Here is a 15,097-nt window from a genome sequence, read left to right on the forward strand (position 1 = left end):
TGGGGGGAAAAAATAATTGATCAGCTTGCCTCGCATGCAGAACGTTCATTGGGACTTTCAGATCAATTCTTACAAATCACACGGGCAGAACAAGTACTTGAAGATGACTTCTATGAATTTGAGCTGATCAATGCCATTGAGAATGCAATTGACTCTGTTGATCAATTAGCGCGTCAAAAGAACATTGAAATGACACTTAGTGGGATCGATGAAGCATGGCTTTGGGGAAGCGCCGAGCTGATTGAACGAAGCGTGATCAATCTATTAAGCAACGCAACTAAGTACAGCGATCAAAACACCACAATATCGATTAACGTCCAGAAACAAGATAGCCTAGCCGTCATTACCATCAAAGATCAGGGCTACGGCATTAAAGAAAGCGAACTTCCATTTATCTTCGAACGCTTCAGACGTCAAAAAGAAAGTGAGCGAGCTGGCCCGAAAGGAGCGGGGCTGGGCCTAAATTTCGTCCAAGTTGTTATTGAAAAACATCGCGGTGCCATCAGTGTAGACAGCACCTATGGAATTGGTTCCACTTTTACCGTTAAGCTACCCATCCTCAACGTGACAGGCTATCAGGACGAATTATGAACGCACGAACATTCACACAACTAAAACGCACATTCTATGGAACATTCAGCGTCGCATTGGCGCTATCCCTTGTCGCCTGCAGCGGAAGTAGACCAGCCTATCTCGGCAGCCCTCAAACTGCCCTTCAACTCTGCCCAAGCAGCCCGAATTGCGTAAGCTCTTTAGACAACGAAGAAGAAAGCCATAAGATTACTCCTCTGCCCTTTCAAACAGCAGGAACAAACAGCGCCAAACTTTCGGCAGCGATAGAACGCAACCCAAGCGCGGAAATTGTGGTCAACACAGAAAGCTATATTTATGCGGAATACACTAGCGACATTATGGGCTACGTTGACGACGTAGAATTTTTAATCATTCCGTCGCAACAGCGAATCGATGTGCGCTCGGCTTCTCGCCTTGGTCATTCAGACTTTGGCGTGAATCGTCAACGCATCGAACAGCTTCGGAAACAATTAAGTGAGAACTAGATCATGCCATCAAAGGTTGTTTTCATTGGTTTGGGCGTCATGGGATACCACATGGCGGGACATCTTTCTAAAGAACATGAAGTGTATGTTTATAACCGATCACCAGAAAAGCGTACTCGTTGGCTGAGCGAGTTTTCAGGAACCGGAATTGAAAATTGGACAGAGATACCGCATGACGTTGATTGTGTCATGACGTGTATCGGTGATGACAATGACCTCCGCTCAATGTTTCTCGGTGAATCAGCTCTATTAACATCGCTTCCTGAAGGAACACTCGTCGTTGATCATACGACAGCCTCTGCGGACGTTGCCCGAGAGCTATACGCCGAGGCCAAGCAACACGGTATTTCATTTGTAGATGGACCGGTTTCTGGTGGCGAACAAGGCGCCATCAATGGTCAATTGACCGTCATGTGCGGAGGGGATCAAGACGCCTACTCAAAAGCGGAAACGTTTATCAACGCATTCGCGAAATCTTGCAAACGTATGGGAAACACGGGTTCAGGGCAACTCACAAAAATGTGTAACCAGATTGCCATTGCGGGATTGGTGCAGGGTTTGGCGGAATCCATTCATTTTGCGCAACAAGCCGGACTAGACCCGCATAACGTCATTGAAGTTATTTCAAAGGGGGCGGCTCAGTCCTGGCAAATGGAGAATCGTCATAAAACCATGATCGCGAATGAGTACGAGCATGGCTTTGCCGTCGACTGGATGAGAAAAGATCTTGGAATATGCCTAGAGGAAGCTCGGCGCGTTGCTGCAAAACTACCCGTCACCGCACTAGTAGATCAGTTTTATGGGGATGTACAAGACATGGACGGTGGACGCTGGGACACCTCTAGTCTTCTAACGCGTCTACAGAAGAAATAAACGTCAGTCCTGCCTCTAATGCGCATACCTGGGCATCAATACACTCGTCTGGAGTTATAGATGCGCTATCTGGGTACACTTCCGTCGTTGTCGTGTAAGGCGCATTCGTTACACCTGCGCAAAGACCAAGCGATCTGTAGGCATAATTCACGACGCCCCTTTGGGCAGCAATATCACCGAGCAAGCGCCCTTTCGCGTCGTTCGGAGCGATATGCGTTATCTCACTTACCGCTGAAACAATGGCAGCCTGAAAACTAGACTGGGGGTTATTCGAATCTCCTACAAGGTAAAAGCCATCGGGAATCTCCGTCGGCTCATAACGTTGCCCTAACTTCGCCGCAAGTGCGGGACGAAACTCAGATTCATCGGTATCCGTTGTCTCGTGCAAATCAATATGCATGATGAACTCACGCTGCATGCAAGCCAGAAAACGGATCACGAAACGCGCTTCCTCACACAATCCATCCTCTTTGAAGGAACGGTTGGGGTCGATCGTCGCTATGTTCCAACGATTAATTGTTTCAAAGCCCCAAGGACTGATACAAGGAAGAACAAGAAAGTTAAAGTGATTCTGATAGCTCTGAGCCGAACGTTCAAGGAAAGACAAAGCGCCAAAAACCCCACTAGTCTCGTACCCATGAACACCACCCGTCACTAAAACCCAAGGCAACTCAGGGTCAGGAGAAAGCGTCTCCAGCGCGTATAAGGGGTAGCGCAGAGGGTCATGAGAAAGCGCCCCATAGACTGCAACGCTAAAGCGTCCAGACAGAGCGAATACGCGATCAACCACGAGACTCTGATATGAACGCTGAATCTCTGTGGCATTTTGCCAACTAGCCTTTTCAGCTTCGCCCCAAGGTTGCCCCAACGATCCGATAGGATATGCCAGCACTCAATTGTTCCCGTTACCAATCAACCTCGACTAAGACCGATCACGCTTTCTTGGCCTTAGCTTTCGGTTTAGCCTTGGCTTTTGGTTTAGCTTTTGGTTTAGCCTTAGGTTTAGGCAGGCTCTCAACCCACTTCCCATTTTGATAGTAAGCCGTCCAACCAGTTGCCTTTCCTTCGACTTCAGACATAACGTACTGCTCTTTCGTTTTACGGCTAAAGCGAACAACGCTAGGGTGCCCGTCAGGATCTGCGATAGGAGCGTCAAACAAGAAACTATATTTAGGATCAATCTCGTCCTTATGCGGCAATATTTCTGCAATTAAAGGCGGTCTCGTCTCGCGATTCTTTGGAAATTGACTAGCTGCCAGAAAAAGTCCTGCGGCGCCATCTCTCAATACATAAGTATCTTCGACTTTCTGGCACTGTAGCTCTGGCATCGGCACGGGATCCATTTTTGGTGGCGCTGGTTCACCGCTTCGCAACAACTTCCGCGTATTCTTGCACGAATCGCTCGTACACCCGAAATACTTACCAAATCGCCCAGACTTCAGCTGCATCTCTGCGCCACACTTATCGCACTCAAGCGTTGGGCCGTCGTAACCTTTAATATGAAATTCGCCCTGCTCTATTTCATACCCTGCACAATCCGGATTATTTCCACATACGTGCAGCTTTCTCTTCTCATCAATCAAATAGCTTTCCATTGATGTTGAGCAAATGGAACAACGATGTTTTTTACGAAGAAGCTTTGATTCGCCTTCGTCATCATCGGCACTTGCGACCTCATCACCTGGAACGAGATTCATTGTATTCTTGCAGCGCTCTTTAGGCGGTAATGCGTAACCAGAGCATCCAAGAAAAACGCCTGTGCTTGCAGTTCGTATCTGCATATTCCGGCCACAGTTCCCACATGGAATATCTGTTTCTACAGGCTCATTTGAACGCATGCCGCCAGAATCGTTGGCCGCCTCTGCCTTGTCCAATTTTATGGTGAAGTCACCATAGAACTGATTCAATACATCCTTCCAGTTTCGCTTGCCCATAGCAACTTCATCGAGCTGTTCCTCCATTTCTGCCGTAAAGTTGTAAGACATCAAATCAGGGAAAGACTCAGCAAGACGATCAGTGACGATATCACCCATCTTCTCTGCATAAAAACGACGATTCTCAACACGCACGTATCCGCGTTCCTGAATCGTAGAGATAATCGCGGCGTAGGTTGAAGGACGACCAATGCCTCGTTTTTCAAGCTCTTTAACTAACGCCGCCTCAGAGTATCGAGGTGCCGGCTTGGTAAAGTGCTGTTTCGGTTCAAGCGACTCAAGCGTGAGAGAGTCACCAACCTTAAAGTCTGGAAGGATTACATCATCGTCTTTCTTGCTTGAGGTCGGCATTACTTTTAGAAAGCCATCAAACTTCAGAATACGTCCACGCGTTCTAAGCGTGTAATCAGCGGCCTTCACTTCCACTGAAGAGCTGAGAAACTGTGCATTATTCATCTGGCACGCAACAAAATTACGCCAAATTAAGTCATAAAGACGCTCTGCATCTTTCTCCAAACCTGAAATTTTATCTGCTTTGACACCTACATCAGACGGTCTAATCGCCTCGTGCGCCTCTTGAGCCCCATCTTTGCTACTGTAAAGACGAGGGTTATCAGGAAGATAAGCGTCACCAAACTGATCTTTAATGTAATCTCGACAGTTCGCTACTGCTTCAGAGCTTAAATTCGTCGAGTCGGTTCGCATGTAGGTAATATAGCCAGCCTCATATAGGCGCTGAGCTAGCATCATCGTCTTCTTAACACTAAAACTTAACCGTGTACTCGCGGCTTGCTGGAGCGTGGAAGTAATGAATGGTGCGTTTGGCTTAGAGGATGTAGGTTTATCTTCTCGCTTGGCAATAGAGAAAGAAGCGGCTTTTAGTTTAGCCAGATGGTCATCAGTCTCTGCTTTGGAAACAGGCCTAAAGGCTTTATCACGGAGTTTACTAACCTGAAAGCGCGCTTGCGCACCGTCGGCACGATTTAAATCCGAAAATACTTCCCAATACTCTTCAGGAATAAATGCTCTGATTTCTCGCTCACGTTCAACAATCAGCCTGACAGCTACCGACTGCACACGCCCAGCTGACAGACCCCTTGCGATCTTAGCCCAAAGCAAAGGAGAAACCATGAAGCCGACAACCCGATCCAAGAAACGGCGTGCTTGCTGCGCATTGACACGACTCTGGTCTAGTTCATCAGGTTTTTTGAAAGCATCCTGAATTGCCTTTTTCGTAATTTCATTGAAAACAACGCGCCGATAACGTGACTCATCACCACCAATCGCTTCTTTTAAGTGCCAGGCGATCGCTTCTCCCTCTCGATCCAAATCCGTCGCGAGGTAAATAGTATCTGCATTCTTAGCTAGCTTTTTAAGCTCAGTAACAACCTTTTCTTTGCCGGGTAAGATTTCATAGTGTGCTGCCCAATCTTTTTCCGGGTCGATACCCATTCGATTAACGAGCTGTTGTTTAGATTTGCGCTTCTTATACTCGGCTTTCTCCTCAGGACTCATTTTACGAGTCAAGGCAGCCTGTTTCGCTCTCTCTGCCGGAGTAGATGTAGCGGCGCCACCAGAGGTTGGCAAGTCGCGAATATGACCAACACTTGATTTAACGATGTAGTCTGACCCGAGGTACTTGTTGATCGTTTTTGCCTTAGCAGGCGATTCCACGATGACTAGTGACTTAGCCATATAACTCCAAAATTATAATAGGGTAAATTGCTCGTTTAGAGATTACTTACGCAATGATGTATACGAGCTTAAAGCTGAATTAGCGCAACATATATATTGATTTGTAGCTGAGTGGTCAAGCACTTGCAAAGTTTTTTCTAAGTTAATCACCATAATCGAAGTTGAATTCAAAGCAGTTCCTAACAAATTTATTGCAAGATACGGACACAAAAAAGCACGGACAAGCCGTGCTTTTTTTAACTTCTAACGCTTAACAACTCCGGCGCTGATTTTAACAAGGTAAAAGCGAATGCTAACCGAGTTGTCATCAGCGACATAGTGCTCTTACGCTTATAGACGTTCCCAAACTGTCGTAACGCCCTGACCCATACCGATACACATGGTCGACACGCCGTATTTAGCGTCTTTGTCTTCCATGATATTAAGTAAGGTGCCAGAAATACGAACACCAGAACATCCCATTGGGTGACCCAATGCAATCGCACCGCCATTCAAGTTCACTTTCTCGTCCATCACGTTCATCAACTTAAGATCTTTGATGACAGGAAGAGACTGGCCAGCAAACGCTTCGTTAAGCTCCCAGATGTCGATGTCTTCAACAGTAAGGCCCGCTTTCTTTAGGGCTTTTTTGGTCGCTGGAACTGGACCATAACCCATGATTGCAGCATCACAACCTGCAGCGGCCATAGACACAATCCGTGCGCGCGGCTTAAGACCTAGTTCTTCCGCCTTTTCAGCAGACATTAGCAGCATTGCTGCAGAGCCATCAGTCAACTGAGAAGACGTACCAGCAGTCACTGTACCGCCTTTCGGGTTGAAAGCAGGACGCAGCTTACCCAAAGACTCGACAGTTGTATCAGGACGAATCGTTTCGTCGTCTTCAACGAGTACTTTAAAGCCATTGTCATCGTGACCCTCTACAGGAACGATTTCATTCTTGAACTTACCGTTGACTGTCGCTTCGTGCGCTAAGCGATGCGAACGCTCACCAAACGCATCTTGCTGCTCGCGTGTAATGCCATGCATTTTTGCCAGCATCTCAGCAGTAATACCCATCATGTTGGATGCTTTCGCCATGTGGAGTGCCGAACCATGGTTGTAGTCGTTACCGGTTGTCATTGGTACGTGACCCATGTGCTCTACACCACCAACAATAAAAATGTCACCAGTGTTTGCCATGATTGAGTTAGCCGCCGAGTGAATCGCAGTCATTGCTGATCCACACAGACGGTTTACTGTTTGACCAGGAACCGTGTTTGGCATTTTGGTCAGCAACAACGCGTTACGACCAACATTGAAACCTTGTTCCATAGTTTGGTTTACACAACCCCAAATCACGTCATCAACGTCTTTAGGGTTTACTTTTTCATTACGATCTAAGATCGCATCCATCATCTGTGCAGACAACTCTTCAGCTCTAACATTGCGGAAACAGCCGTTTTTAGAGCGACCCATTGGGGTACGCACTGCATCGATGACGACAACATCTCTTGGATTAAGACTCATGATATTCTCCGTTCGATTCTGTTTCAGTAACTAGCCGAAAAATTTCTTGCCAGCTTTAGCCATTTCTCTCATACCCTCTGTTGGAGTGTATAGAGCACCTAGATCTGCGTATTTGTCAGCAATCTTGTTGAATTCTTCGATACCGACAGAATCGATATAACGAAGTGCGCCACCGCGGAATGGAGGGAAACCAATACCGAAGATCAGACCCATATCTGCCTCAGCTGCAGTGTCAACGATACCATCTTCAAGACAGCGGACAGTTTCAATACAAAGAGGAACCATCATGCGCTCAATGATCTCTTCATCAGTGAACTCGTTACTGCTTTCAACAACAGGCTTAAGCATGTCGTAAACGGCTTCGTCAGCAACTTTCTTCTGCTTACCTTTGCGGTCAAGTTCGTATGCGTAGAAACCCTTGTCTGTTTTCTGGCCATACCGACCATCGTCAAACATAACATCGATAGCAGTACGGAATTCATGCTTCATGCGATCAGGAAAACCTTCAGCCATCACTTCACCAGCGTGCTTACCAGTGTCCATACCTACAACATCAAGCAAATAAGCAGGACCCATCGGCCAACCGAATTTTTCCATAATCTTATCAACGCGCTGGAAGTCAGCACCATCACGGACTAGAGCACAGAAACCACCGAAGTAAGGGAACAAGATACGGTTAACAAGGAAACCAGGGCAATCGTTAACAACAACTGGCGTTTTACCCATTGCTTTCGCGTATGCAACGGTTGTTGCAATTGTTTCTTCACTTGTTTTCTCACCGCGAATAACCTCAACCAATGGCATCATGTGCACTGGGTTGAAGAAGTGCATTCCACAGAAGTTCTCTGGACGCTTCAGGTTTTTAGCCAACAAGTCGATCGAAATAGTCGAGGTGTTTGAAGTAAGTACAGTATCTTCCGATACGATATCTTCAACTTCGCGCAAAACGATGTCCTTAACCTTAGGATTTTCAACAACCGCTTCAACAACCAGGTCAACATCACCGAAATCGCCATAGCTTAGCGCTGGGTCGATTGCATTAAGTACATCAGCCATCTGCGCCGGCTTCATTCGACCTTTCTCAACGCGCTTAGCGAGAAGCTTTTTCGCCTCGTTAAGACCAAGATCGATACCAGCTTGCGCGATATCTTTCATGATGATCGGGGTGCCTTTAAGAGCAGATTGATATGCAATACCACCACCCATGATTCCCGCACCGAGAACTGCTGCCTTCTTAACGTCAGATGCTAAAGGCTCAAGCTTTTTCGCTTTCGCTTTTAAGGCTTGATCATTTAAAAACAAACCAACCAGCGATGCTGCAACAGAAGTTTTTGCCATCTTAGCAAAGCCTTTCGCCTCAACTTCGATCGCCTTGTCACGCGTCATACCAGCATGTTTTTGCATCGCCTTGATCGCTTCAACAGGTGCTGGATAGTTAGGGCCAGCCTGACCCGCAACAAAACCTTTTGATGTCTCAAAAGACATCATGCTTTCCATTGGGTTCAACTGAAGCTTACCAGTCTTCTGCTCTCGACGCGCTTGATAGTCCAGCTTGCCCGCATTAACCTGCTCAAGCAGATTGATTGCTGCGTCCATCAATTTTTCCGGACCAACAACCGCATCTACCGCACCATATTTAAGCGCTGCATCTGCGCGATACTCTTTCGTTCCCGCAATCCATTCGATCGCATTGTCTGCACCAATCAAACGTGGAAGCCGAACCGTACCACCGAAGCCTGGGAAGATACCCAACTTAACTTCTGGAAGACCTACTTTTGCACCCGTCGACATAACACGATAGTCGGTCGCCAAACACATTTCGAAACCACCACCCAACGCAATACCGTTAATTGCAGTGACTGTCGGGAATGGAAGATCTTCAATTGCGCTGAAGACAGAATTCGCTTTCAAGTTGTTTGCGATCAGCTCTTCTTCTGGGCCGGCAAACAAATCTGTAAACTCTGTGATATCAGCACCAACGATGAACACGTCTTTTGTACTGGTTACTACTAGACCTTTGATATTGCTAGCGCCTTTAAGTGCTTCTGCAGCAGCGCCTAGCTCTTCGATAGTCAGCCGGTTAAATTTGTTAACGGATTCGCCTTCTAGGTCGAAGTTCAATTGTGCGAACCCACCGTCGATTTCTTTAACCGTGATGGCTTTACCTGCGTAAATCATCAACTGTTCTCCAAGTTATAAGTTCATGCCAGTACAGCAACAACTGCCCGACAATCGGTTTAACCCCATGAATATGGAGTGAGAAAACAAAAATTCATACGATCGTTTGAATCGTGAGGCGTGTACCTTGTAGAAATATTATCCGTTTGTCAACGAATAATGAAAGCGTGCCTTTAAGCCAGCCCAAACAACAGAATTCATGCCTAATTAGTAAGTGGGGGTTTAGTCACCAAAAAACAAGCACTTATTGCAGTATTTCAAAGTTGTAAGTTAGGCAATCACAACTAAACTAGATCTAATAACGCATTTTTTTACGCTTAACACCGCATACAAGCTGGAGATCAACGATGCAAATAAAACGTCATATTCAAACGATTGCTGCTCTTATTATGAGCACATGTTTGGCGACTAACGCTGTGGCTATGGAAAAAGAAGAAGCGCTAGCCGCGATGGACAAAGTCTATGATGCGACCATCAACAGCTACTACTCCGTAAATAGCTTCTACAATTTCAGTGCAAATCAAGCCGACAAAGAACAGCAGCAAGTGGTGCAATTTACGGTCGGTACGGTAGAAGACCTAATGATTGATATTTCAGGATTGCTATCAGACTCTACTTTGACATCGCAAGTCGATGCCGCAAGGGACGCTTGGATTACTTACGAAGATTCTCTTAATCAAAATATAGAAATCGTGAAAGATACAGGCTACACCGATCTTCGCCTGGTCGGAGAATTAGCGGAATACAACATTAACTTTAATGACACGTTAAGCGTGCTCTACAACTCGGTGGCAAGCGATGCTGGCATCGACTCGAGCAAAGGACAAAACCTAATTCACGATGCAGGTAAACTTGCGGCCTTAATCATGACAAAGTACTCAGCCCGAAGTACCTCAACAGTAAGTCAGGTATATGCTCGGGATGATGACAACGATATTACACTCGATGCATTGGCAAAAGAATTTGAGTCAACTCTGAACAAGCTCATGAGCACTACCACCAACCCGGAAGCTCTGAAAATGCTCGACTCTGCTAGAACAAAATGGGAATTCATCGCTCCATCTGTTATCAACTATAACGAGAATCGCGTGAATTTCATCGTTAATCTATATACGAAAAAAATTATCGAAGATCTAGCCGGTGCTAGCCAAATCTAAGAAGGAATAAAATAAAAAACCGAAGCATACCGCTTCGGTTTTTTTTTATTCTGGGCTAAGAAAACGCTTCGCTTAACCCTTCCATAGAACGCGATAAGCCGCTGACAGCGTCAGGCCCACTGCTCTCATCCCAAAGCAGACCAACTCCATCAGGGAAAAGCACCACCCCCCTTACCCCTTCAGGCAAACCTTTCTCCAAGCTCCGAAGCTTTACTTCATCTGCGTCTAACTTCAAAATATCTAGTTCGTGCAACTGCGACTGGCTACGAACCTCAAACGCTTTCATCTGCCGCCCTTCGCGTGCAGGTAGCTGATGATTTTCATACACAGCATAACCACGATGATCCTCAAGCCACGGAAACAAGTTCTCTTTAAGCTTCTCATCCACCAGCCTTACACGTATCCCCTGAGACATTGCTTCGCGACGAAGCTCTGTGATTCTTAAGTCTCGTTTAGATGGTTTTATCCAAAGCACCGAACCTGCAATCATAAGAGTCACGAAAACCGCAATAAACCAGCCCATTAACCTGCCATCTCCTCAAGCTCCATCCAGCGCTCAATGGTAACTTCTAGAGACTCTTGTAGCTGGGTCAACTCACTCGTTTTTAAGTCAACATAAGCGCGATCTTGAGCATAAAAATCTGGTCGAGAAACCTCCTGCTGCACATTTTCAACCTGCGCTTCCAGGTCTGAGATTTTTTCAGGCAAAGAATCCAACTCTCTCTGCAATTTATAGCTAAGTTTCTTTCGTTTAGGCTCAATCTTTTTCTGCGTGACCGCCACTGCACTCTCTGAAGAATTAGCCTCCTCTGAGGACATTGATTTTTTAGCCTCTTCGGAGAGCTCATCAATGAGGGCACCTCCTGTTTGTCGAACCCAGTCTTTATAGCCGCCAACATACTCGTTAACCACACCACCACCTTCAAACACCAAAGTGCTAGTAACTACCTGATCAATAAAATCTCGGTCGTGGCTCGTTAGCAACAGCGTTCCATCATAGTCTCCGAGCTTTTCTTCAAGCAGCTCTAAAGTTGATACATCCAAATCATTGGTCGGCTCATCCATGACAATTAAATTCGAAGGTTGAGCAAAGAGTTTAGCGAGCAATAAACGATTGGTCTCACCCCCAGACAAAGCCCGAACTGGTGTTCTGGCTCTCTCTGCAGTGAACAAAAAGTCGTTTAGATATCCAATAACGTGCCGACTCGAACCTCCCAGCTCGACAAAATCATGCCCATCAGCAACATTCTCAATAACCGTTTTATCTTGATCAAGACCATCCCTTAACTGATCAAAGTAAGAAACCTTTAGCTTAGTACCTAATTCTACAGATCCTGCGTCAGGCTCTAGCTGCCCGAGAATTAGCTTCAAGAGTGTCGTTTTGCCCGCCCCATTCGCACCTATTAATCCGATACGGTCACCCCGCATAATCGTTCCGGAAAAATCCTTGACCAGTACACGGCCATCATCAAATGCAAAACGCACATTCTTCAACTCTGCTACTTTCTTTCCAGACTGCTCACCACTATCAATACCAAAACTGGCGGCACCCACTTTCTCAATGCGGCCCTTTCGCTCATCTCGCATCTTTTTGAGTGCGCGCACCCTTCCCTCGTTCCGGGTTCTTCTTGCCTTAATGCCCTGACGGATCCATGCTTCCTCTTCAGACAGGCGCTTGTCAAAAAGCTTATTCTGCTTTTCTTCCTCTTCAAGAAGCTTTTCCTTCTCGAGCAAATACTCTGAGTAACTTCCCTGAAATGCGCGAATTGCACCGCGATCGAGCTCAATAATGCCAGTCGCAAGAGCTTTGATAAAAGCCCTGTCGTGACTGACAAATAGCAGCGCTCCTCGAAACTCTTTTAGCGTTTTCTCAAGCCAGCGTATAGCGTTAATATCAAGATGGTTTGTCGGCTCATCCAACAACAAAAGATCCGGCTCCGATATGAGCGCCTTAGCAAGCATCACGCGCCTGCGCCACCCACCAGACAACTCCGACATCTGGGCATCAGGCCTTATATTGAAGCGTTTTAGTATCTGCATCACTTGATTATCAAGCGACCAGCCACCGCGCGCCTCAATCTCACCCTGAAGGCGCTCAAGCTTCGCCAGATCACCGGTGCCTTCATCAATTAAATGGTGATACTCCGAAAGAAGCTGACCAACCTCTGGCAAACCTTGTGCGACGACATCAAAAGCTTTTTGGTCATCTGCATCCGGTAAATCCTGAGGAAGAAAGCCAACTTTGAGATTCTTATCGAAGATAATCTGACCGCTATCTGGCTCAGAGGCACGCATAATCAAGCGCATAAGAGATGATTTTCCTTCGCCGTTTCGACCAAGCAAACACAGCCTCTGCTCTCGTTCAATGGCGAAGCTAACTTCATCCAACAAAGGTTTTAGGCCATAGGCTAAAGATACATTTTCAAGGCGAACGATACTCATGCAGGGGGAATCACCAAATAATTACAATCAGGAAGTCGCTTTTTCAAAGTGTTGGACTATGATTCACAACACTTTAGTTAGCGGACGCATATTAGAGCACAGCTAGAGAAGATACTAAATGTCTGAACCAGCCTATAATTCAAACACAGCGCAACTTGAGTGGGAGCAGGTTAAATCTACTATTAACCTTCTGACGCTCGCAGTTTCGCAAATAGAATGCACAATGACAGATGGAGAAAAGTCAGTCGCTGAACTCACCAACTCGTTTTCATTTATCGCAGAAAAGATCAATCGTTTAACAACACTGCCAGACGAACAAGCAGAGCTAGAAAAGTTTCGGAACGAGGCGCATGAAATTCACCGTTCAATCGTCAACTCGATTGTGGCATTCCAGTTCTATGATCGCTTGTCCCAACGCCTAGACCACGTAAAACGAGATCTTTGTTGGCTGAGCGAACTTGTCTCAGATCCAAAAACCGCGAACAAACCCGAAGCTTGGAACAAACTTCAGTCAGACATAAAGTCTAATTATTCTATGGAAGAAGAGAGACTAATGTTCGAACACATTATGAATGGAGCCAGTGTATCCGAAGCACTAGAGATATACCGTCACCATTTTGAACAAGCAGCAAAGAAAGACGATGATAGCGATGAAGTAGAGCTATTTTAAGAAAATCTGGGCTATTCCAACACTTCCAGAGGCATACCGAGCTCTAAAAAACCTTCACCACGATGTACTAAGTTTTCACCAAAACAGGCGCCATATTTGTTTAAACGATAGCTCGCCAAAGTTTTAAGCGGCTCTTTGTTAAAAGAGCCCTCCTCGTCCAGCGTAATCATACTGCATCGAGAACACGGTTTTACCAAATCAAAATCGATACCACCAATCCTGACGCGCTTCCACAAGCTTTCTGCGAACGCTGGCGCTCCCGAGATTACTATATTTGGGCGAAAACGCTCCATGCTAACACTATCTTTCAAACGCGAGTTCAAATCATCGAGAGATGCTTCGCTGCACAACAAAATTGGAAAGCCGTCTGCAAAACTAACTTGTGCGGCATCATTAGAAAACGCAGGATCTACTGCTCGGTAGGTGGACGGAGGCATGAAAACCAACCGTACACGCTTTCCCAGATACTCCGAAAGCACATGATCAACCCTAACGGCTTCTTGGCCGCCAAACCCAAGAGCATCGACCTGATCCGCCCAAACACTAACCGATAAAGGCTCCGAAAACTCACAGACGCTTACGCGACAGACATCGTTCTGAATAGTCATGAGCAACTGATCACCATCAAAGCATACAGAAATATTCGCCATGAGAGGGTCAGTTCGCTGCGTCACATGCTTGAACTCAGAGTCTACCAACATGAAGCGTCGATCATGCTGCGGACCAAAAGAATCCAGAGTAAGGGAGGTTACCGCGTTACCGCGACAAGACTTCACTGGATAGGTGTAAAGCGCTTTTAATTCAAACATGCAAAATCGGTTCTATAAACAAATAGGGCGAACCAACTATAAGGGTAAGGAGACAAACTAGGAAGAAAATTTGGAGCGGGAAACGAGATTCGAACTCGCGACCCCGACCTTGGCAAGGTCGTGCTCTACCAACTGAGCTATTCCCGCAACAGGAGTGACTTTAGAAAAACATCAATAAAGTCAAATACTAACAAGCGCAGTGCACGCCTGCTTTAAGTGGGGCGTATTATATTGACGCCTTTTTTGGCATGCAAGCACTAATTGGGCTTATTTAAGGTTTTTTCACTTTTAACAAGAATCTTGTGAACCAACCCTTAAAACCAAGCTAATCTTTCTTGTCTTCATCAGGCAGATCGTCCGTGTCACCGATATCAAAGTCTTCAAGATTAAACTCCTCATCGTCAAAGGAAGGGTCGCTTAAATCAAGAGCAGCCTCGATTTCATCAGTCAAGCTATCATCGCCCTGATCCTCTGCAGCCTCTTCTATCGCTTGAGCGATACTAGCTGCGACTTCAGCCTCGTCTTCGAGCTCTGGCTCCGCCTCAGTCGGCTCAGCGACTGCATCCTCACTGATCTTTTCAAGCTCTTCAACGACATCGTCCAGCTCATCGGCAAAGTCATCGTCTAAACTCGCAAGCTCTGGCTCAACTTCTGGCTCTGGCTCTGGCTCTGGCTCAGGCTCTGGTTCTGGCTCTGGTTCTGGCTCAGGCTCTGGTTCTGGCTCAGGCTCTGGNTCTGGCTCTGGCTCTGGCTCTGGNTCTGGNTCTGGCTCTGG

At 46.4% G+C, this 15,097-nt stretch carries 12 protein-coding genes and 1 tRNA gene; 5 read left to right on the forward strand and 8 right to left on the reverse strand.

The window, feature by feature from the left end; genetic code table 11:
• From A3750_RS04995 to A3750_RS05005, 3 genes are all read left to right on the forward strand, one after another.
• Positions 1-591, forward strand: a 591-nt coding sequence (locus tag A3750_RS04995; RefSeq protein WP_156498422.1) for a cell wall metabolism sensor histidine kinase WalK, incomplete at its 5' end; no start/stop codon positions are given.
• Positions 588-1,058 carry a DUF1499 domain-containing protein gene (locus tag A3750_RS05000; protein WP_082863284.1) on the forward strand — a complete coding sequence of 157 codons (471 nt, stop codon included), beginning with the start codon at positions 588-590 and terminating at the stop codon, positions 1,056-1,058. The genes A3750_RS04995 and A3750_RS05000, both read left to right, overlap by 4 nt.
• Positions 1,059-1,061: 3 nt before the next feature.
• A complete protein-coding gene (locus A3750_RS05005) occupies positions 1,062-1,931 on the forward strand; it encodes an NAD(P)-dependent oxidoreductase (RefSeq protein WP_068457488.1) in 870 nt (289 codons plus the stop codon).
• On the opposite strand, the gene A3750_RS05010 is transcribed toward A3750_RS05005, so the two are convergent.
• The 4 genes from A3750_RS05010 to fadB form a co-directional block, all read right to left on the reverse strand.
• A complete protein-coding gene (locus tag A3750_RS05010; RefSeq protein ID WP_068457477.1) occupies positions 1,900-2,823 on the reverse strand; it encodes a M14 family metallocarboxypeptidase in 924 nt (307 codons plus the stop codon). The genes A3750_RS05005 and A3750_RS05010 overlap by 32 nt on opposite strands.
• A 40-nt stretch (positions 2,824-2,863) precedes the next feature.
• Positions 2,864-5,560 carry a type I DNA topoisomerase gene (gene topA, locus A3750_RS05015; protein WP_068457475.1) on the reverse strand — a complete coding sequence of 899 codons (2,697 nt, stop codon included), beginning with the start codon at positions 5,558-5,560 and terminating at the stop codon, positions 2,864-2,866.
• A gap of 330 nt (positions 5,561-5,890) precedes the next feature.
• Complete coding sequence (gene fadA, locus A3750_RS05020; protein WP_068457473.1) at positions 5,891-7,066, reverse strand: acetyl-CoA C-acyltransferase FadA; 1,176 nt, start codon at positions 7,064-7,066, stop codon at positions 5,891-5,893.
• A 30-nt stretch (positions 7,067-7,096) separates the two neighbouring features.
• Entirely contained in the window at positions 7,097-9,244 is a 2,148-nt protein-coding gene (fadB, locus tag A3750_RS05025) for a fatty acid oxidation complex subunit alpha FadB (RefSeq protein ID WP_068457472.1), read from the reverse strand.
• A 347-nt stretch (positions 9,245-9,591) separates the two neighbouring features.
• Between fadB and A3750_RS05030 the strand changes: the two genes are divergently transcribed.
• Entirely contained in the window at positions 9,592-10,401 is an 810-nt protein-coding gene (locus A3750_RS05030) for a hypothetical protein (protein WP_068457469.1), read from the forward strand.
• 55 nt (positions 10,402-10,456) lie between these two features.
• Here the strand turns inward: A3750_RS05030 and A3750_RS05035 are convergent, their stop codons facing one another.
• Both A3750_RS05035 and A3750_RS05040 read right to left on the reverse strand, forming a co-directional pair.
• On the reverse strand, positions 10,457-10,924 hold the full coding sequence (locus A3750_RS05035; RefSeq protein WP_068457467.1) for a hypothetical protein: 468 nt from the start codon (positions 10,922-10,924) through the stop codon (positions 10,457-10,459).
• Entirely contained in the window at positions 10,924-12,843 is a 1,920-nt protein-coding gene (locus A3750_RS05040; protein WP_068466060.1) for an ATP-binding cassette domain-containing protein, read from the reverse strand. The genes A3750_RS05035 and A3750_RS05040 overlap by 1 nt, the downstream gene beginning before the upstream one ends.
• Positions 12,844-12,961: 118 nt before the next feature.
• On the opposite strand from A3750_RS05040, the gene A3750_RS05045 reads away from it, so the two are divergent.
• Entirely contained in the window at positions 12,962-13,513 is a 552-nt protein-coding gene (locus A3750_RS05045) for a hypothetical protein (protein WP_068455662.1), read from the forward strand.
• Positions 13,514-13,524: 11 nt separating this feature from the next.
• Here the strand turns inward: A3750_RS05045 and A3750_RS05050 are convergent, their stop codons facing one another.
• Together A3750_RS05050 and A3750_RS05055 are read right to left on the reverse strand one after the other, a co-directional pair.
• Positions 13,525-14,322 (reverse strand): MOSC domain-containing protein, encoded by a 798-nt coding sequence (locus A3750_RS05050; protein WP_068455666.1) that lies wholly within the window; start codon positions 14,320-14,322, stop codon positions 13,525-13,527.
• A gap of 71 nt (positions 14,323-14,393) precedes the next feature.
• Positions 14,394-14,469 (reverse strand) — tRNA-Gly (locus A3750_RS05055).
• Between the last annotated feature and the right edge of the window lie 628 nt (positions 14,470-15,097).

The sequence above is a fragment of the Oleiphilus sp. HI0079 genome (assembly GCF_001635105.1).